Genomic DNA, 19266 nt, shown 5'->3' on the forward strand with positions numbered 1-19266 from the left:
AAGGTGACTTGATTCTCAACCCCGTGCGCGCTAGCAGGAATGCTCAGTCTCGGAGGCACAGATGGGCATCAATACCGAACGCGACATTCAGGCGAATCTGCAAATCGGCCCAACCGATCAGGGTATGGTGCGCCTGTTCATCGAAGCTGACGGGGTGGAAATTCCGATGGATTTCGACCCGGAAGAAGCCGAAGAAATTGCCGATGAAATCCGCGCGGCTGTCCAAGCCGCTCTGGCCGTCAAAGGCTGACGCTAAAGCCGCGGATCGCGCAACGCGTGCAGACGACGTGCCGCATCTGTTGCAAACTTCTGGATCATCTTCTTCCGCCGTGCCGGGGCCAGTTTGTCCTCAGGAGACATGCGCACAATTTCTGCGTCATATGCGTCGGCGATGATCAAACCGGTTTCCGCGGGCAAAAGATCGACCGGAAAATCAGTGTCGACAGCCCAGAAAAACCGATCACACCACTCCAAATAGCCCTGCCATTTCGAATCTGACTGATAATCGGCCCGGCTGGATTTGCATTCGATCACCCAAAGCTCACCCTTGGGCCCCAACCCCATCACATCGACCCGCAAACCACGTGCCGGGACAAATTCCTCAACAGATACAAAACCATGCGTCGCAAGGTGTCGCGCGACACCCCGCGCCAGTTTCTGTCCAGGCTGCAAATCCAACACCATTCTTCAAATGTGAACAATTAGTGAACAAAAGTAAAGCACCCCTTCAGACTTGACATGATACCTTTTGGTACTGCATTAATATGATACCAAATGGTATCTCATTTGAGGGTGCTTATGGAAAACCAAACTCAAAACGCGTTTCGTGCGCTGGCTGATCCAACCCGCCGGGACATCGTGCAACTGCTTGCAGTTCAGGACATGACAATCGGGCAATTGACCGACCGGTTCGACATGACCCGAGCTGCGGTCAAGAAACACCTGACTGTTCTTTCTGACGGTGGCTTGATCTCGGTCGAAGTGCGCGGTCGGGAACGCATTAATCGACTTGAACCACTGGGGATGGCCCCTGTTCTGGATTGGCTCAGCTATTTTGACCAGTTCTGGGACGACCGCCTCAACTCTCTCAAGGAAGCTGTTGAAAGAAAATCAAAATGACCGATTCTGTATTGAAGAAATCAATATTCCTCAGGGCCGAACCGGAAACCGTATGGGCTTATCTTACGGACCCTGACCATTTGGCAGAATGGTTTCACAAACCGGAACGGCCGTTGGTCGAAGGTCAAAAGCTTGAGATGTTTGGCACCACAAGTGGAGACTTGCTGATCTGGGGCGAAGTTCGCGTCGCTAAACCTCCCAAGTATCTTGAATACACGTTCACAGTGAAACCCATGGGCGATGCTGTAAGCACCGTGAAATGGACCTTGGAGCCTGTGGCAGGTGGAACGCGTCTTGATCTGCGGCACGAAGGCTTGCCGCAGGGTACTGATGCCTTCGGACTGATCCTGGCCTTGGACAAAGGGTGGGACGAACACTTTGGCAAGATGCGCGTGGCTTTGCACGAAACTGTTGATGCCTGACCCCTTGTGCGAACCCGCCAGACACCCTAGTTAAACGCGTGGCGGGTTCTGCCCTTCTTGTGACAGGTAGCATTCTGGTGGCCTTAAGCAATTCCGAGGGGGCTGGCTCTGTTCAGGTCCTGGCCTGATTACCTGGCGCCCACCTGTACATACAGGTCCTCGGGAATCACACCGCACGGTTGACTGGTGGTCCCGCCGCAATTTCCCCTGAATTTCAGCGCTCTGCGCGGGCTTCCTGCTTGGCAAGTGCAGGCTTGAAGCTATGCACGACAAGCGATCCACGCCGTGGACCACCGGGCTTTTCGGCCATGCTCATGATCTTGTAGGCGAATTGTACCCCGGCAAAGACGATACCGTTCATGAACCAGATCATGATCAGCGCGATCAGACCGATTTCCGAGCCCGTGATCAGGTTGCGCAAGTTCGCCACGTTCAACGCCAATAGAACCCCGACAAACACTGCCGAGATAACAAAACCCCAAGCGACTTGAGTGATATACAGACGGATCAGTTTCGGCATCGCATCTCTCCTTGCGCTGATATCAGAAGTCTAGCGCTTGGAGGGCGACGGTAAAGGCGTCAGAACGCCTCGGGCTGAGCCTCGCGTGCCATGTGGTCCAACACGGCGTTGACGAATTTGGGCTCTTTGCCTTCGGGGAAGAAAGCGCGCGCAACGTCAACGAACTCGGTGATGACCACTTTGGGTGGCGTGTCGCTTTGGGTCAGCTCTGCCCCAGCCGCGCGGAACAGCGCCCGCAGGGTCGGATCGATGCGCGAGATCGGCCATTTTGCGACCAGAGCGCGGTCGGTCATCTGATCGATCGGCGCCTGATAGTTCACCGCGTTGTCGACCAGCGATCGGAACACGCTGATATCGCCATCCAGCATTTCTTCGCCCTCATAGACGGCGCCAAAACGGTGATCCAGAAACTCGTTAACAACCTGTTCAGTTGTCTGACCCGACTGCTCCATCTGGAACAGCGCCTGCACAGCATAAAGCCGGGCGGCGGATTTCATCAGGCGTTTCTGGTTGGCCGGTTTCGGCGCGTCTGTCTGGGTCATGCTGTCGTGGGTCCGTTGTTGTCGCCCGCCACAAGGATGGACTCGGACGGCGGCTTGAAGCCAACGCCCTTTTTGGAAGAGCCCCACTTACGGCTGAGTGCGATCAGATGCAAGGCCGCAGCGGCCGCCCCGCCACCTTTATTCATCTTTTCGGGGTTAGCCCGGACTTCGGCCTGTTCATCATTCTCGACCGTCAGAATACCGTTGCCGATACACAGGCCCTGCAGACCCATCAGCTGGATGGCGCGGCTCGAGTCGTTGCAGACGGTCTCATAATGCGTGGTCTCACCACGAATGACGCAGCCCAGGGCGACATAGCCGTCGAAATTGCACTGACGGTCGGCCATGGCGATGGCGGTGGGGATCTCCAGCGCGCCCGGAACTTCAACAACCTCGCAGGTGCCGCCTGCGGCATCGATCTCGGCCTTGGCACCGGCGATCAGATTGTCGGCAATCGCGCGATAGAACGGGGCCGCCACAATCAACAGCTTCACCGGCTTGTCGAAACTGGGCGTCGGCAGGATGCCATGCTTGTCTTGTTCAGCCATGATCAGTCTTCCTTCAAAATCGAGCGGGTGCCCACGATGGACAAACCAAAGGCGTCGAGCCCCAGATACACGGTTTCAGGCGAGTCGGTCAGCAGCACCAGGTCCTGAATACCCATTTTGGACAGGATCTGCGCGCCCAGCCCGGTCTGCTTGATGGTTCGCGGGCCATCATCGTCAATAGCGTAAAGTGAGTTGCGTGGTTGCCGGAACAGGCAGACGACACCGCGCCCCTCTTCGGCGATCTTTTCCATCGCACGCGGCAATTCGCGCGAAGATTTCGGCCCGAGACCCAGGATATCCGGCGCTTCGTGCAGCGCGTGCGTGCGGGTCAAAACCGGCTCAGGCGTCGAGATGTCGCCCTTTATCATGACCACGTGTTCGATGCCGTGGGTCTGATCGGTGAATATCCGCATTTCCCAATCGCCGCCATATTCTGACGTGACGGTCTGACGCGAAGTTTCCACCACCAGATTGTCATTGCGCGAGCGATAGCTGATCAGATCACTGATCGTGCCGATTTTCATGTCGTGCTCTTGAGCGAATTCAACCAGATCAGGCAGACGCGCCATGGTGCCGTCGGGCTTCATGATCTCGCAGATCACCCCGGACGGGTTCAACCCTGCCAGACGCGAGATATCAACGGCAGCCTCTGTATGGCCCGCACGCACCAGCACCCCACCCCGCTTGGCCCGCAATGGGAAGATATGGCCAGGCGTCGCGATGTGCGCCATTGTGTTCTGCTCATTGATCGCGGTAGCCACGGTCAGCGCACGATCAGCAGCGGAAATTCCGGTACTGACACCTTCGCGCGCTTCAATCGATACGGTGAAGGCCGTCTCGTGCCGGGACGAGTTGTTGACGGCCATCATCGGCAGCCCCAGCGCATCCACGCGTTCCGCTGTCATCGGTAGACAGATCAGGCCGCGCCCATGGGTCGCCATGAAGTTGATTGCCTCGGCATCGGCGAATTCAGCGGCAATGACCAGATCACCTTCGTTCTCACGATCTTCGTGGTCGACGAGGATATACATCCGGCCTGCGCGCGCTTCTTCGATGATGTCTTCGATCGGGCTGATCGCATCGCGCAGCTGGGCCTCAACCGGACCGGGGGTTTCAAAGCTCATGGGGCAGCCTTTCAGATGGCATGTTTGCACGGCGGAATAGACCACTCAGGCCCCAAAGGCCAGCCTGCAAACGGCGCAGATCGGGCGCGACGCGACGTATCAGGACATCTCGGCCAAACGCGCGACGTAACGGGCCAGCGTATCGATCTCAAGGTTGACACGATCGCCAACACGAACGTCGCCCCAGGTGGTCACCTCTTTGGTGTGCGGAATGAAGTTGATACCAAAATCGCAGTCTTTCACATCGTTGACCGTCAGAGAGGTTCCGTTCAGTGCCACTGACCCCTTTGGGGCGATAAACCGCGCCAAGTCTTTGGGCGCGCGCAGAGTCACACGGGTGCTGTCGCCTTCGTCTTCGACGGCAACCACCTCGGCCACGCCATCCACGTGACCGGATACGATATGGCCACCCAATTCGTCGCCAACCTTTAGCGCACGTTCAAGATTGACGCGTTTGCCAACAGTCCACGTATCCAGGTTGGTTTTCGACACGGTTTCAGCGCTGATCTGAACATCATACCAATCATCCCCCAGTGCGATCACTGTCAAGCAAACGCCATCACTGGCAATTGAAGCCCCGATATCAATACCGGACGTATCATAGGCTGTTTTGATACGGGCGCGCAGGTCTCCCTTCTGCTCCAGTTCGGTGACGGTGCCCATGTCGGTAACGATCCCTGTAAACATTCCGTTAACCCTCAGTCTCTACGCTGTCTTAGTCTCACCGCCGAGGTAAGCCTATCAGACCGCGCGAGCAAGCCCTGCATTGCCGCGCCTTGCCCAAACGGGCATAGTTTCGACAATAAAGCCAAACGAGCAGTCCAAATGCAGCATACGCCCTTAGATCCAAAAGATCGCGTATTCCTATTTCTTCAGGGACCACATGGGCCGTTTTTTTCCGCATTGGGAAAAATGCTGCGTTCCACTGGGGCTCAGGTCTGGCGCGTCGGGTTCAACGCTGGTGACCAAGCGTTCTGGGCCGATAAGGCAAGCTATGTTCCATTCCTCGACGCAGCCGAGACCTGGCCTGAAACGCTTGCCGGGATCATCGCGGAAAAGGGCATCACGGACATAGTCCTCTATGGGGATACACGGCCAGTTCACGCGCAAGCGGTTCATGTTGCCAGGGCGCACGGGGCAATCGTTCATGTGTTTGAGGAAGGCTATCTGCGTCCTTGGTGGGTGACGTATGAGCGGAACGGATCAAACGGGAACTCGCACCTCATGTCGCTGGGCACAAATCAGATGCGGCTAGCATTGGAAGACGCGGACTACAAAACACCCCCGCCACCATCACATTGGGGGGACATGCGGCAGCACATTTTCTATGGCGCCCTTTACCACTGGTTCGTCATGTTCATGAACGGGCGATATCGCAACTTCCGGCGACATCGGGAACTGCCTGTGTCAACTGAGTTCAGGCTTTACTTCAAGCGACTGATTTTGATGCCTTTTCACAGACTTCGCCGCAGTATTGCGACAGCCCGTGTCAGGTGGCGTGGTCATCCGTACCACCTGGTCCTGCTGCAATTGGGACATGACAGCTCGGTCCGGGCACATTCCAACTATTCTGGCATGTGCGAATTTCTGGATCAGGTGATCGAGGGCTTTGCGCAGGGCGCGCCTTCACATCACAGGCTGGTCATCAAGGAGCATCCTTTGGAAAACCACCGCGAACCATTGCGCCGCCACGCAATGGCATGCGCTAGAAGGCACGGTATTCAAGAAAGGGTTCACTATGTCCCCGGCGGAAAACTGGCCAAGCTTCTGGATGAGGCGAATTCAGCCGTGACCGTGAACTCAACAGCCGGGCAGCAGATTCTTTGGCGTGGTATTCCACTGCGGATTTTCGGGCGGTCCGTTTACGACAAACCCGAATTCGTGTCTCAGCAGCCTATTGCTGCCTTTTTTGCAGCGCCTGAACATCCCGACAGCGAGGCATATCGGTGTTATCGACAGTTCCTTCTGGAAACCAGTCAGGTGCCAGGCGGTTTCTATTCCCGTCGTGGTCGACGGCAGGTTCTGCGGCGTGCTGTAGACATGATGCTGAGTGCGAATGATCCATATCAGGTGATCCTCAACAAGAGCGCGGCGCGGACGCCACAGTTGAAAATCGCTGAAGGACAAGGGCGTGCTGTGACTGGAAGTTGAGCGTCTGACCGGATAGGCTGCGCACAAGTACAAAAAGACTGAGGACACCGGCAGTGAAGATCTCTCCTATGCGTTGGATGCGGGGGGTTTCCCTTGTGGCCGCAATCGGCCTGATGGCCGCGTGCCAGCTTCCGAAATCCGGACCGAACAAAACCGAAATCCTGGCAGGTGCTGTGCAGAATGGTGGCAACGCGTTTGTTGTCGAGGTCGATGATCGAGTGACACGTGCCACATCCGCGATCCCACAATTCGGCTTTTCCCCTTCGTTCAGCAGTGCCCAGACCTTGACCGCTGATACGGTTCGCCCCGGTGATGTGCTGAGCCTGACCATTTGGGAAAACGTTGATGACGGCCTTTTGACCACCGAAACTGGCGCGGCAACGGCGCTGGAAGAGGTGCAGGTTGATAGCGAAGGCTTCATCTTTGTTCCCTATGCAGGTCGCTTACGGGCTGCCGGAAACACACCGGAACAATTGCGCGTTCTGATCACAAACAAATTGCAGGAACAGACACCGGATCCACAGGTCGAAGTGCGGCGCGCTGCAGGCGACGGGTCCACTGTATCGTTGACCGGCACAGTAAACGCACCGGGCATATACGCGATCCAACGGCCGACCCGCTCTTTGTTGGGCATGTTGTCTCAGGCGGGGGGCGTCTCGGTGGCGTCTGACATTGCATTGGTGACACTGATCCGTGGCGGACAAAGGGGCACTGTCTGGTACGAAGACCTGTATCGGAATCCCAAGCTTGATGTGGCCCTTCGCGGTGGCGATCGCATCCTGGTGGAAGAAGACAGCCGGTCCTATATCGCGCTTGGCGCTACAGGCGGCCAGTCCCGCGTGGCCTTTGAAAGCCAGGACCTTTCTGCCCTTGAAGCACTTGCCCAAGTAGGTGGATTGCTGACGCTATCCTCGGATCCGACAGGTATCTTCATCCTGCGCAAAGAACGCGAGAGCGTGGCTCGCAGCATCACCGGCCGTGCGGACCTGAAGGGCGACCAACGCATGATTTATCTGCTGAATCTGACAGCACCCAACGGCCTGTTCATCGCGCGGGATTTCGTGATCCGCGACGACGACACAATCTACGTGACCGAAGCGCCATACGCACAGTGGAGCAAATCCATCTCACTTATCGCGGGCGGCCTGACACCTATTGCCAACGTTGCCACGCTCACTGGTAACTGATGCATGATCCCCGACGAGGACAGCTCAGCCGGGGACAGCCGTACCCGGCTGTTTGTCTATAATGGTGGCTTTTTGACGCAAAAGCGCCTGAAGCGGATCTTGTCCCTTGCTGGCTTTGACGTTCGTTTGGGCATTCCCAAAAGCGGTGATTGCGTAGGGGTTTGGGGCGACAGCCCAACTGCACATCGCGGCCTAACGGTCGCCGAAAAACACGACGCGCCGGTTGTACGGATCGAAGATGCATTCCTCAGATCGTTGCACCCGGGACGCGAGGGAGAGAGCCCCCTGGGCTTATTCATAGATCGCTCGGGGCTGCATTTCGACGCGTCAGCCCCATCGGACCTTGAAAAGACTCTGATCAATGAGCCGTTGGACGACACCGCCCTGCTGAATCGCGCGCGCGCTGCAATCGAACGGATCAAAGAACTGCATCTCAGCAAATATTCCGCCTTTGATCTGGCCTTGACCCCTCCGGACCCCGGATATGTTCTGGTCGTCGATCAAACGGTGGGCGACGCTGCGGTTACAGCCAGCGGCGCGGACCGGGCTCGTTTTCTTGAAATGCTGTTTGTCGCGCAAGAAGAAAACCCTGGCGCACAGATACTGATCAAGACACACCCGGAAACGCAGGCGGGTCATCGCCAAGGGCATTTCACCGATCAGGACCTTTCAGATCGGATCTCGCTGTTCAACGCACCGATCAGCCCCTGGCCCCTGCTGGAAGGTGCTGTTGCCGTTTACACTGTGTCCTCACAACTGGGGTTCGAGGCTGTTCTGGCCGGGCACAAACCACGTGTGTTCGGTCAGCCATTCTACGCTGGCTGGGGCCTGACACAGGATGAGAACCCAATTGCGCGCCGCCAACGCAACCTGACCCGCGCGCAGCTTTTCGCTGCAGCTATGCTGCTGTACCCCACATGGTACGATCCTTTTCGGGATAAACTATGCGAACTTGAAACAGTGCTGGACACGCTCGAAGCGCAAACCCGCGCGTGGCGGCAGGACCGGAACGGATGGACCGCCTCTGGTATGCGGCTGTGGAAACGCAAGCATCTGCAGCAGATATTCGGGCAGCACGCAAAGCTGCGATTTACAGCGGCACAGCCCGAAACTGCAGAGCGCCCACATATGGTCTGGGCCAATCAGGCACGCGACACCGATGGTGCGGTGCGGGTCGAAGACGGGTTTCTGAGGTCGCGTGGCTTGGGGGCAGAACTTGTCCCTCCACTCTCGTTGGTGACGGATGAAATCGGCATTTACTACGATCCGACAAAACCTAGCCAGTTAGAAGACCTGATCAGTCGACGTGAAACTCTACGCCCGGATCAGGAATTGCGGGCCGAGCGCCTGATACAGCGGTTGTTGGCAGAGGGATTGAGCAAATACAATATGGGCCAGCCCGCCTCCGCCCTGCCCGAAGGGCATCGTATTTTAGTGCCGGGACAGGTTGAGGATGATGCCTCGGTCCTGCTGGGCACCAGCACGGTGCGCAGCAATTTGGATCTGCTGAAAGCTGCCCGCAACGCCAATCCAAACGCAATCCTGATCTACAAGCCGCACCCCGATGTTGAAGCCGGGCTGCGCGAAGGCAGGATCGACGCCGCGACGTTGGCCGACATAGTCGTCGCTGACACAGATCCCGCCTCGCTTCTGCCCCATGTCCAAGAAGTCTGGACAATGACATCGCTTCTGGGGTTCGAGGCTTTGTTGCGCGGGGTAAAGGTTACAACCCTCGGCGCACCGTTCTATGCCGGTTGGGGCCTGACCACCGATCTAGGGGCGGTTCCAGTTCGGCGCGGTGCGAGACCGTCGTTGACGGGGTTGGTACATGCAACCCTGATCGACTATCCCCGCTACTTCGATCCCGTCACAGGCCAGCCCTGTCCGGTGGAAGTGGCGGTAGAGCGTCTTGCCCAAGGGAATTCTGTGCCCACTGGGCCGGTAAATCGAGTGCTGTCGAAACTTCAGGGCGCGTTTGCGACCCACGCGCATTTGTGGCGTTAATCCTACAGCGAGGGTTTGCGCCAGCAGTGCAGGATATCCCCGCCCACAACCTGCGTTTCAATCAGCTCGAACCTTGGTGCTTCGTCCAGTGTCTTAAGTTCCAGAGATCCAACGGCCGAAAGCCCGTCGGCTCCGATGGTCACCCCAGCGGTGAAGCCCACCAGTTCGTCCACCAGATCCTCGGCCAAAAGCGAAGCCGCAAGAGCCGCCCCGCCTTCGCAGAATACGCTTGTCAGGCCGGCCTGCCCCAATTGCTGAAGCAGATCCAGCGCGTCAATATGATGATCTTTCAAGGCGCACGGGATAAGTTTTGCGCCAAGACCCTCCCAAGCGCGTGCACGCTCTGGATCAGGATGATGGGCATGACAGAGCCATACCGGTGTTTTCGCTGCAGTGCGTGCCAACTGCCCCATCAAAGAGATGTCCATGTGACGCGACACCACCACGCGCACCGGCTGATGCGCGACACCCAGGTCTCGCACTGTCAGCGAGGGATCATCGGCACGCGCCGTCCCTGCCCCTACCATCACCGCATCGTGGCGGGCGCGCATCGCGTGCACGACACGCCGCGCCTTAGGTCCGGTGATCCATTGACTGTGTCCGGTTGAGGTAGCGATCCGACCATCAAAACTGCTGGCCAGTTTGAGGGTCACAAACGGCCGTCCCTGTTCGGTCTTTAAGAAAAAACCTTCCAGATCCTGCTCCGCCTGTTCTGCCAGAACGCCCGTTTCGACCTCGATTCCAGCCTCGCGCAACATGGCAAAGCCCTGCCCTGCCACCCTCGGGTCGCTGTCTTCCACGGCGGCCACAACGCGGGCGACGCCGGCTGCAATCAAAGCTTCGGCGCAGGGCGGCGTTTTGCCGTGATGCGCGCAGGGTTCTAATGTTACATAGACGGTAGCGCCACGCGCGGCCTGTCCGGCTTGGGCCAACGCCTCGGTCTCGGCATGCGGACGCCCCCCCGGTTGGGTCCAACCGCGCCCGATGATCCGGCCATCGCGCACGATGACACAGCCCACAGCTGGGTTCGGCCAGCACGTCCCTTGGCCGCGCCGCCCCAATGACAGGGCCAGCGCCATAAATCGCTTATCTGTTTCGTTCACTCGTCCGTCGGAGGCTGCGGCGGGCGCAGTTCGTGGACAAACTCCTCGAAATCATCGGCCGCCTGGAAATTCTTATACACACTCGCAAAGCGAACATAGGCGACGGTATCGATCCGCGCCAGAGCTTCCATGACGATCTCACCGATCTTGTTTGACGGAATATCAGTGTCGCCCATGCTTTCCAGCCGACGCACGATGCCCGAGATCATCTGATCGATCCGTTCCGGATCAACAGGCCGTTTCTGCATCGAGATGCGGATCGAACGCTCCAGCTTGTCGCGGTCGAAATCCTCGCGCTTGCCGTTGGTTTTAATGACCACCAGATCTCGCAGTTGCACACGCTCGTACGTTGTGAACCGCCCTCCACAGGCCGGGCAAAACCGGCGTCGGCGGATAGCCACGTGGTCCTCTGCCGGGCGTGAGTCTTTTACCTGAGTGTCGATATTTCCGCAAAACGGGCAGCGCATCCGCCGTCTCCTCGTCCCTTGTTCGGCCTCTTTTTGTAAGCGCTGCGGCTTACTTATCCACAACTATAGGGCAGCCGCTAGGATTTGGGTAGTCGGAATTTTCAACCGCTAGATAAAGGGTCAGGCCAGATGCGCGGCGACACGTCTTTGATGAGGTGCAGTGCGGTGTTCAAACAGGTAAATCCCCTGCCAGGTTCCAAGAACCATCCGCCCTTGAGACACAGGGATCGTCAACGACACAGGCATAAGTGCAGCCTTGATATGCGCAGGCATGTCATCTGGTCCTTCATATGTGTGCCGCAGGTAAGACATTGCCGGATGGTCGGACGCAGGCACAAGTCGTTCGAAAAACGCCTGAAGGTCGGTTTGAACCTCGGGGTCGGCGTTTTCTTGGATCAGCAGGGAACACGAAGTATGGCGAACGAACAGCGTCAGAACGCCATCGGCAGACCACTGATCCACCCATTCCCGGATGTCAGACGTGAATTCGTAAAGCCCCGGACCTTGGGTGTGCACAACGAATTCAGTCTGCATCGTGACGATCCTGTGGGTTTATCAGTCGTTGAAGAACGGCCGATAGTTACACCGTGAGTTTGCACCTTGTACAGATTCACTGTTGCCGGGTTGAAACCCGAACGAAATAAAGCTGCTGGGTTGCACCTCGGCGGTCTCAGGTTGCTTGATCGAAAACTGAACTGCCGTTCTGCGACCGGTGGTGACACTGGGCCCGTATCCGCGCAACACGTAGATCCTGTCTTGCCAACCCAACCCCAAGGTCCGGCGCGCATAATCCGCAGCCGCACACCAATAGCCTTCTGTGCGCTGATCCCCACGCGGTATAACTTCGAAATCCGTGGCGTTGATCGGCTCAGTACGATACCCGTTCCGCGCAGCATCGGCGGCCATGGGAACACTAAAGGCAACGGTCGCCAACGCGGCAAATGTGTATAACTTTTTCATCGTTAATCTTCCCTGATTGTGTGTCCCAGATAGGTTAGTCCAGCTTCTTGCATTGCACAGTGCCCCTCACGACCAATTCAGCCAGCCCCCTGCATTGTGTGATCCGGCGTGAGCCACCCGCGATACCGGATCAGCAATCCAAAACCCGGTGCCCGGGCTGAGACATCAAACCGGAATCGCCCTTGTGCATCCTGCCATTCTCGCGTGCGAGAGCGCGGCAACGCAAAGGCGGGCATCAAAATACCAAAGATGGTCAAGCGATGAATTTCGATGTGCAGTGCATCGTTCTGCCAAGCGGGTCGCAACCAAATCGAAATCGCACCAAAGTCTTCACGAACGCATTTCCGGTTTTCATCGTATGTCAGGTGCGAAGTGGTGCGATGCCCGCCAAAGTCGCGCTCCCAGGACACTGCTTTGCCCCGGTCGCGGATCGAAACCGAGACCGCAACATCTTTTCCACTAGGGGGAAATCCGGCCAGATAGGTGGCAACCGCCGCCAACACACCTCTGCCTGGCTCGATATCACATTGGCCGGAATACAATCCTTCTGTGCTGTGCAGGCGAAGAACCGCAGCGGGTAAATACTCGACCGATCCCAATGCCTGCAAGAACGGGTCATTCATCATCAATAACCATCGCTCACAAATCGCGCCCAAATGTCAGGCCCCGGTACCAGACAAGTGCTGGATTTTCCGAACAGTTTATACCTGTTTCGCGCGATCAGACGATACGCAGGGTTTTTGAGCGCATTGGGCAAGAAACGGCACAGTGACAACAGCCGCCACATTCCGGGAAGTTGACGCATAGCTGCGGCAAACGCATCCAGATGCTGATAGACCACTCCATCCACGATCACCAAGTTGGTTTCAAAATCTTGCGTGGGCAGGTCCAACTCCTGATAGAGCTTCTGCCCAAGCGGGGATTGGGCAGTTGCGAACAGAAAGCACCGCGACCGATCATGTCTGAGCATGAATCTGAAGAAACCCGAACACAGCACGCATTGGCCATCAAACACAATCAAGTTTTGATCGTAGAGTTTTGAACTTACTGCACTTTCCCGCATATCGTTGACATCCGTGACATCGCCTTTCCCACAGGGTGTCAAATCTGTTGTTCCAGAACAATGCGACATCTGCGAAGGGGGGGCGTGCCGGGGAGCGCTGAGCAGAGAGTGGTGATTTCTCCGAAGGCTCTGACCTCATCCCCTAAAGGTGCTGACCCGGCAACACAGCTTATCTGGGTGTTCACACCGCAAAACCCATGTTCGATCTGGCCAGTTTCTTTTGCGTTTCTGCCATCACATGATGTCGCGACCGTCAAAATCCCAAGTGTCATTCGAAATTCTATGATATGCTGTCTATTGTTTTGTAATCGTAAGGTATTGTTGCGCGATGGACGTGGATGTTGGCCGTCTACATTTCATTATTCAGGCGCTGGATCGTCACAGTGGAAACGGAGAGTTGTCTAAGGCTGTCCTGAAGCGAACCGGCCTCAGGCCGCAGGATGTCGCCCCACCGGTTGAAACCTGCAGTATTCAGACAGAGGCCCTGTTCGTCCGCTTCGCATGTGACGCGACCAAAGACATTACCTTTGCGGCCCGTACCGGGCTTGAGGTCACATCCGCCTCGACCGTGACGGCTTACATCAGCAAGTATTCACGCGACCTGAAACAGGTGATGGAGAACCTTTCACGCTTTCACGGCATCATCGACCCGGCCATCGCGCTTAGTCTGCGTATCGCCGGGAATTTCGCTACTTTGGAAGCCGATTGGAAAGATGCGGGTTTTGCCCGTTATCACCGGCGCACCGAATTTCTGATCTTCGCCGCCCTCGCAAGAATGCGGAACCTGACTCAGATCAACCTGAACCCGATTGAGATAAGGTTTCAGCATGAGGTTGGGGATCATATCAAAAGCTTTGAAAAACTTGCAGGTTTTCCGGTGGTCTTTGGATCGGAAAAAATTGAGATTGTTTTGCCCCTTTCGGCACTGGATCTGCCGGTTCCGACGTATGATCCCAAACTGCGCGAGCATCTTTTGGAATACGCAGAGCGCCTACTGGCGGAACGCAAGAAACCCGAACACTCGATCCGTGCTCGGACCGAAGGGCTAATCACCCGATCCCTGCCCGGCACAATCCCACAGGCCGAGGTCATAGCTTCGAACCTTGGAATGAGCCTTAGAACCTTTGGCCGTCGCCTGAAAGAAGAAGGCACAAGCTATCGCGACATCGTGGACGACCTCAGGTGTGATCTTGCCCAGACCTTCCTGACCAACCGGATGACTCTGTCAGAGATTTCATTTTCACTCGGGTACGCAGATCAGGCCGCCTTCTCGACCGCCTTTAAACGCTGGACTGGCCAACCACCAAGCGCTTTCAAGACCCGCGTCGAACATCCCCTTCAGCGGTGAGACCGGGGGTCATAAGCCCGAAAGCCTCGCCCCGGCCCCGTCCCGTGAGTGGACAAAACAGATATAGACAGGGACGCCGCCCATCCCGTGTGATTTCCCGCCAATGTGATAAGAGAACAGGCCATCGTGAAGACCGAATAAAAAAGGCGCCTCGGACGAGGCGCCTTTGTACTTACTGATCCAGGAAAGACCGCAGTTTTCGAGATCGGCTGGGGTGCTTCAACTTGCGCAGCGCCTTCGCCTCGATCTGACGAATCCGTTCGCGGGTCACGCTGAATTGCTGACCCACTTCTTCCAAGGTGTGATCGGTGTTCATACCGATGCCAAAACGCATCCGCAGAACGCGTTCCTCACGCGGCGTAAGCGAGGCCAGAACCCGTGTCGTGGTTTCCTTGAGGTTTTCTTGAATGGCGCTTTCCAGCGGCAGCACAGCATTCTTGTCCTCGATGAAATCGCCCAACTGGCTGTCTTCCTCGTCGCCAATCGGAGTTTCCAATGAGATCGGTTCCTTGGCGATCTTCATCACCTTGCGAACCTTCTCAAGCGGCATCTGCAGCTTTTCGGCCAACTCTTCCGGCGTCGGCTCGCGACCGATTTCGTGCAGCATCTGGCGTCCCGTGCGGACCAGCTTATTGATCGTTTCGATCATGTGAACCGGGATACGGATCGTCCGCGCCTGATCCGCGATAGACCGCGTGATCGCCTGACGGATCCACCAAGTCGCATAGGTCGAGAACTTGTAGCCGCGACGGTATTCGAACTTGTCCACCGCTTTCATCAGGCCAATGTTGCCTTCCTGAATAAGATCAAGGAATTGCAGGCCACGGTTCGTGTACTTTTTGGCGATCGAGATCACCAAACGCAGGTTGGCTTCGACCATTTCTTTCTTGGCCTGACGGGCTTCTTTCTCACCCTTTTGAACCTGCTGCACGATGCGGCGGAATTCCGAGATATCGAGACCAACATACTGACCGACCTGCGCCATGTCGTTGCGCAGTTCTTCAACCTTGGCGGTCGAGCGTTCGATGAACATTTGCCAGCCACGGCCCGGCTTTTCAGCCATCTCTGCCAGCCAGTTCGGGTCCAGTTCGCGGCCCCGGTACGCTTCGATGAACTCACGACGGTTGATGCGTGCCTGATCCGCCAATTTTACCATCGCGCTGTCCAGAGACATGATTCGACGGTTGATACCGTAGAGCTGGTCGATCAGCGCTTCGATCCGGTTGTTGTGCAGGTGAAGACCATTCACCAGTTCAACGATTTCGGCACGCAGCTTCTGATAGGTTTCTTCGTCCTTTTTACTAAACGAGCCGTCCTCGTTCAGGGTGGCTGAAATCCGGCTGTCCTGCATTTCCGACAACATCGAGAAATCGGTCGAAATGCGTTCGAGCGTGGTCAGAACCTGATCCTTCAACGCCGCTTCCATCGCGGCCAGCGACATGTTGGCCTGATCATCGTCGTCGTCATCGTCGTCATTGTTCAGCGGGTTGCCGTCAGCATCCAGCTCGGGGCCGGTATCTTTCGCAGGCTTGGCCGCCTGCACAGCGGACGTGTCGACCACAGGCTCTTCCACATCGCCGTCTTCGTCCATCTGGTTGCCAAAGGTGGTTTCCAGATCGATGACGTCGCGTAGAAGAATGTCTTCGGACAGCAATTCGTCATGCCAGATTGTGATCGCCTGGAACGTCAACGGACTTTCGCACAATCCAGCGATCATGGTGTTGCGGCCGGCTTCGATCCGTTTAGCGATGGCAATCTCGCCTTCACGGCTCAGCAGTTCAACCGATCCCATTTCGCGCAAATACATGCGAACGGGATCGTCGGTCCGATCCAGTTTTTCGGTGGCGGCCCCGGCCAACGCAACCTCACGGTTGCTTTCGGTGGTGGTCAGTTCGGTCGAGCCCTTGTTCTCTTCCTCTTCTGCCTCTTCATCTTCGATGATGTTGATGCCCATCTCGGACAGCATCGACATTACGTCTTCGATCTGTTCCGAGCTGACCTGATCCGGTGGCAGAACCTGGTTGAGCTGGTCGTAGGTGATGTAACCTTTCTCGCGGGCCTCGGCGATCATCTTCTTGACCTGGGCCTGGCTCATGTCCAGCGAGATTTCCTGTTCCTGCTCTTCGGATTTGCGATCTTCGGTCGTGTCTTTGGCGGCCATTCAATGCTCCTGCAGGGATGGGTGATTCGTTTGAACCGAATCATTAGCGCTTAGAAGTGATTCGGCCACCCGTTTACCCGTTTTTCTTTTCCAGTGCCTTATGAAAACACCAGTTTACCGGCGTTTCCGCTCGAAATTGATACCGGACATGATTGCCTCGAACGCGTCTTTCTCGTCGCGGTTGATTCGCGCTCCATTGTCGGCAATGTCGAAAACGGCCCTGTCTTCGTTCTGGCTGCGGCTTGTTCGGTTGCGCTCTTCAGCGGCTTGCGCCAGCCGATATGTCAGCGCCTCATCGGCCAGATCAGACAATTCCTCCGCCGCTTCGGCTATCTCAGCATCCAACCCCCGGAGCGCTTTGATCTTTGCGAGTTCCTCGGCCAGTGTCATCTCGGCCTTTTCAACATCGCCCGGTTTGTACACACAGGGGATCACTGCGACATGGCGAAGGGCCAGCAGGTTTTCAAGGGGCTGGTGACCTAAAGAATCCACAATGTGGTCTTTCAGATGATCCGGATCATCAATCGCGTGGCGCAGAATGGCGTCCCGCAGGGCAGCGTATTCGGGGTTGAGACATTCCATGTCTTCAAGCTGGTGCTCGAACTGGACAACGACCTGTGGGTTGAGGATAGAAATGGCGAGAATGGCCGCCTCGCGCAGTTGAATATCAGCGGTCTCGGACGATGCCAGGAAAGACGCCCGCGCACCCGGCGTTGCCGATTGCGGCGGTTGCCACTTACCACGCGGTTGCCACTGTCGGTTCTGTGGTTGGCGCTGGGGACGGAAAAGTTGCCAGCGCAAATCCTTGATCTCTTGCCCGTAATGCGATCGGATCGACGGGTCACGGATCAGCTTGAGCTTTTCCCGCAGGGATTTATCCAGTGCCGCCTTGCGCTCGGGGCTGTCAAAAATCTTACCTTCGGTTTCGCGCTGCCACAGCAGTTTGACCATCGGAATGGCGCTTTCCAACACCGATTGCACGGCCCCCGGCCCTTCTGCCCGCAAAAGATCATCGGGGTCTTTGCCTTCTGGCATCAAAGCAAAGCGCAGAGATTTTCCTGCCTCGAGCAACGGCAAGGCCAGATCGACGGCGCGCATCGCCGCACGCAGACCCGCCGTGTCACCGTCAAGCGCGATGATCGGTTCATTGGAAACACGCCAGAGCAATTGTAGCTGATGCTCGGTGATGGCTGTGCCCAAAGGGGCAACTGATGCTCCAAAACCCGCCTCGGCCAGCGCGATTACGTCCATATACCCTTCAGCCACGATCAGCGGCTGCCCCTTGCCGGACGCCTGCCGCGCAGGACCATGGTTATAGAGACTGCGCCCTTTGTCGAATAACTCGGTCTCGGGAGAGTTCAGATACTTGGCGTTGTCATTTGGATCCATCGCCCGACCGCCAAACGCGATACAGCGTCCACGCGCATCGCGGATGGGGAACATGATCCGGTTACGGAACGTGTCGTAGGGCTTCTTACCCTTGTTCGACGGCTTGGCCAGCCCCGCCCCAAGGATCAGATCCTCAGCCACATTCTTACCGCGCAAATGATCCCACAGCGCCTGCCAGCCGTCCGGGGCAAATCCGATCTCCCACCGATCCAGCGCCTGGGCATCCAGCCCTCGGCCCGCAAGGTAATCGCGTGCAGTCGCCCCTGCACCGGTCTTGAGCTGCAGGCGGAAGAACTGCACCGCCTGCTCCATCACATCGGCCAGTTGCGACCGGCGGTCCAGCTTTTCCTGCGCTTTGGGATCGCGTGCGGGCATGGGCATCCCAGCCTCACGCGCTAGTATCTCGACTGCTTCGATAAACGAGACATTCTCGGTCTCCTTCACAAAACTGATCGCGTCACCTTTGGCGTGACAGCCGAAGCAGTAATAAAAGCCCTTCTGGTCATCGACATGGAACGAAGCAGTCTTTTCATGGTGAAACGGGCACGGAGCCCACATATCACCCTTGCCCTGATTAGATTTGCGCTGATCCCACATGACTTTGCGTCCGACGACCTGAGACAGGCTTAGCCGGGTGCGCAACTCATCCAGAAATCCGGGGGGCAAAGACATAGATCAAACCTGCCAGAAATGAAAACCCACGCCAAGGGGATGGCGTGGGCTTATCCACAAGGAAATGCGGGAATGTGGATTACTGCTGCAAACACAGCTCCAACCAGGCCGCGCCCAAATCTTTCTTGCGCACGTCTCGCATCTTCTGTTCGTAGACCCAAGGCGTAATCAGTGGGATTGCGGCATTGTAATTCTCGGGCCAGGTCGGGCCACTGTCAGCCACAGCCTTCGGAACGTCGCGCTCCTTCACCCTGTCCAGACGCGCCTGCTGGATCGCGGCAACGACGTCGGCCTGATACTTGCAGCTTTGTTCCTTGGTTTCAGCTGCAGCCAAGGGTGTGGCAAGCACAACGGCAGCGATAGCGATACGCAACATTGAGGTCTCCCGGAATCATTGGTTTGACCGCAGCTTACCCGCCCATAGACAGACCCGCCATTACCATTTGGAAAACGTGTTCAGGGTTTTGCGTTGCGGAGGGGGTGGAA

General features: G+C 56.9%; 22 protein-coding genes. 7 read left to right on the forward strand and 15 right to left on the reverse strand.

Annotated elements, in window-relative coordinates; all coding sequences use genetic code 11:
• The first annotated feature begins 61 nt into the window (after nt 1–61).
• Nucleotides 62–250 carry a DUF6324 family protein gene (locus GS632_RS16155; RefSeq protein WP_171089264.1) on the forward strand — a complete coding sequence of 63 codons (189 nt, stop codon included), beginning with the start codon at nt 62–64 and terminating at the stop codon, nt 248–250.
• A 2-nt stretch (nt 251–252) separates the two neighbouring features.
• Here the strand turns inward: GS632_RS16155 and GS632_RS16160 are convergent, their stop codons facing one another.
• On the reverse strand, nt 253–684 hold the full coding sequence (locus GS632_RS16160; RefSeq protein WP_171174837.1) for an MmcB family DNA repair protein: 432 nt from the start codon (nt 682–684) through the stop codon (nt 253–255).
• Between the two features lie 114 nt (nt 685–798).
• Here GS632_RS16160 and GS632_RS16165 point away from each other — a divergent pair, with 114 nt between their 5' ends.
• Together GS632_RS16165 and GS632_RS16170 are read left to right on the forward strand one after the other, a co-directional pair.
• On the forward strand, nt 799–1119 hold the full coding sequence (locus GS632_RS16165; protein ID WP_171174839.1) for a helix-turn-helix transcriptional regulator: 321 nt from the start codon (nt 799–801) through the stop codon (nt 1117–1119).
• Entirely contained in the window at nt 1116–1541 is a 426-nt protein-coding gene (locus tag GS632_RS16170) for an SRPBCC domain-containing protein (RefSeq protein WP_171174841.1), read from the forward strand. Before GS632_RS16165 ends, GS632_RS16170 begins: the two co-directional genes overlap by 4 nt.
• A 214-nt stretch (nt 1542–1755) precedes the next feature.
• On the opposite strand, the gene GS632_RS16175 is transcribed toward GS632_RS16170, so the two are convergent.
• The 5 genes from GS632_RS16175 to GS632_RS16195 form a co-directional block, all read right to left on the reverse strand.
• Nucleotides 1756–2061 carry a hypothetical protein gene (locus GS632_RS16175; RefSeq protein WP_171722202.1) on the reverse strand — a complete coding sequence of 102 codons (306 nt, stop codon included), beginning with the start codon at nt 2059–2061 and terminating at the stop codon, nt 1756–1758.
• A gap of 59 nt (nt 2062–2120) precedes the next feature.
• Nucleotides 2121–2603 (reverse strand): transcription antitermination factor NusB, encoded by a 483-nt coding sequence (gene nusB / locus GS632_RS16180; protein ID WP_171174846.1) that lies wholly within the window; start codon nt 2601–2603, stop codon nt 2121–2123.
• Nucleotides 2600–3151: a 6,7-dimethyl-8-ribityllumazine synthase gene (locus tag GS632_RS16185; RefSeq protein WP_171174848.1), complete on the reverse strand. Its 552-nt coding sequence runs from the start codon at nt 3149–3151 to the stop codon at nt 2600–2602. Before GS632_RS16185 ends, nusB begins: the two co-directional genes overlap by 4 nt.
• Nucleotides 3152–3153: 2 nt before the next feature.
• Complete coding sequence (gene ribB, locus GS632_RS16190) at nt 3154–4275, reverse strand: 3,4-dihydroxy-2-butanone-4-phosphate synthase (RefSeq protein WP_171174850.1); 1122 nt, start codon at nt 4273–4275, stop codon at nt 3154–3156.
• Nucleotides 4276–4374: 99 nt separating this feature from the next.
• Nucleotides 4375–4962 (reverse strand): riboflavin synthase, encoded by a 588-nt coding sequence (locus tag GS632_RS16195; RefSeq protein ID WP_171174852.1) that lies wholly within the window; start codon nt 4960–4962, stop codon nt 4375–4377.
• A 138-nt stretch (nt 4963–5100) separates the two neighbouring features.
• Here GS632_RS16195 and GS632_RS16200 point away from each other — a divergent pair, with 138 nt between their 5' ends.
• From GS632_RS16200 to GS632_RS16210, 3 genes are read left to right on the forward strand one after another with little or no spacing between them, the layout of a single operon-like run.
• Complete coding sequence (locus GS632_RS16200) at nt 5101–6426, forward strand: capsule biosynthesis protein (RefSeq protein ID WP_171722203.1); 1326 nt, start codon at nt 5101–5103, stop codon at nt 6424–6426.
• Nucleotides 6427–6479: 53 nt separating this feature from the next.
• Nucleotides 6480–7613: a polysaccharide biosynthesis/export family protein gene (locus GS632_RS16205; RefSeq protein WP_348540074.1), complete on the forward strand. Its 1134-nt coding sequence runs from the start codon at nt 6480–6482 to the stop codon at nt 7611–7613.
• 3 nt (nt 7614–7616) lie between these two features.
• Entirely contained in the window at nt 7617–9617 is a 2001-nt protein-coding gene (locus GS632_RS16210) for a capsular polysaccharide biosynthesis protein (protein WP_171237347.1), read from the forward strand.
• A 2-nt stretch (nt 9618–9619) separates the two neighbouring features.
• Here GS632_RS16210 and ribD read toward each other — a convergent pair whose 3' ends face one another.
• The 6 genes from ribD to GS632_RS16240 all read right to left on the reverse strand — a co-directional run bounded on the left by ribD (nt 9620) and on the right by GS632_RS16240 (nt 13210).
• On the reverse strand, nt 9620–10720 hold the full coding sequence (gene ribD, locus GS632_RS16215; RefSeq protein WP_171174858.1) for a bifunctional diaminohydroxyphosphoribosylaminopyrimidine deaminase/5-amino-6-(5-phosphoribosylamino)uracil reductase RibD: 1101 nt from the start codon (nt 10718–10720) through the stop codon (nt 9620–9622).
• Nucleotides 10717–11187, reverse strand: coding sequence for a transcriptional regulator NrdR (gene nrdR / locus GS632_RS16220; RefSeq protein WP_050602693.1), 471 nt, complete (start codon nt 11185–11187; stop codon nt 10717–10719). The genes ribD and nrdR overlap by 4 nt, the downstream gene beginning before the upstream one ends.
• Nucleotides 11188–11307: 120 nt before the next feature.
• Nucleotides 11308–11721: a secondary thiamine-phosphate synthase enzyme YjbQ gene (locus GS632_RS16225; RefSeq protein WP_171236439.1), complete on the reverse strand. Its 414-nt coding sequence runs from the start codon at nt 11719–11721 to the stop codon at nt 11308–11310.
• A gap of 21 nt (nt 11722–11742) precedes the next feature.
• Complete coding sequence (locus tag GS632_RS16230) at nt 11743–12147, reverse strand: hypothetical protein (protein WP_171174862.1); 405 nt, start codon at nt 12145–12147, stop codon at nt 11743–11745.
• Between the two features lie 77 nt (nt 12148–12224).
• Nucleotides 12225–12770, reverse strand: a complete 546-nt coding sequence (locus tag GS632_RS16235; RefSeq protein WP_171722204.1) for a DUF4166 domain-containing protein — start codon at nt 12768–12770, stop codon at nt 12225–12227.
• Nucleotides 12771–12772: 2 nt separating this feature from the next.
• Entirely contained in the window at nt 12773–13210 is a 438-nt protein-coding gene (locus GS632_RS16240) for a thiol-disulfide oxidoreductase DCC family protein (RefSeq protein WP_171722205.1), read from the reverse strand.
• 328 nt (nt 13211–13538) lie between these two features.
• Here GS632_RS16240 and GS632_RS16245 point away from each other — a divergent pair, with 328 nt between their 5' ends.
• The gene (locus GS632_RS16245) at nt 13539–14558 is read left to right on the forward strand and encodes an AraC family transcriptional regulator (RefSeq protein ID WP_171174866.1); all 1020 of its coding nucleotides are present in this window, start codon (nt 13539–13541) and stop codon (nt 14556–14558) included.
• A 172-nt stretch (nt 14559–14730) separates the two neighbouring features.
• Here the strand turns inward: GS632_RS16245 and rpoD are convergent, their stop codons facing one another.
• The 3 genes from rpoD to GS632_RS16260 form a co-directional block, all read right to left on the reverse strand.
• A complete protein-coding gene (rpoD, locus tag GS632_RS16250) occupies nt 14731–16719 on the reverse strand; it encodes an RNA polymerase sigma factor RpoD (protein ID WP_171722206.1) in 1989 nt (662 codons plus the stop codon).
• A gap of 114 nt (nt 16720–16833) precedes the next feature.
• Nucleotides 16834–18780, reverse strand: a complete 1947-nt coding sequence (gene dnaG, locus GS632_RS16255) for a DNA primase (RefSeq protein WP_171237343.1) — start codon at nt 18778–18780, stop codon at nt 16834–16836.
• 79 nt (nt 18781–18859) lie between these two features.
• On the reverse strand, nt 18860–19156 hold the full coding sequence (locus GS632_RS16260; RefSeq protein WP_171174871.1) for a hypothetical protein: 297 nt from the start codon (nt 19154–19156) through the stop codon (nt 18860–18862).
• Between the last annotated feature and the right edge of the window lie 110 nt (nt 19157–19266).

Source organism: Ruegeria sp. HKCCD7296, assembly GCF_013110775.1.
GTDB lineage: Bacteria > Pseudomonadota > Alphaproteobacteria > Rhodobacterales > Rhodobacteraceae > Ruegeria.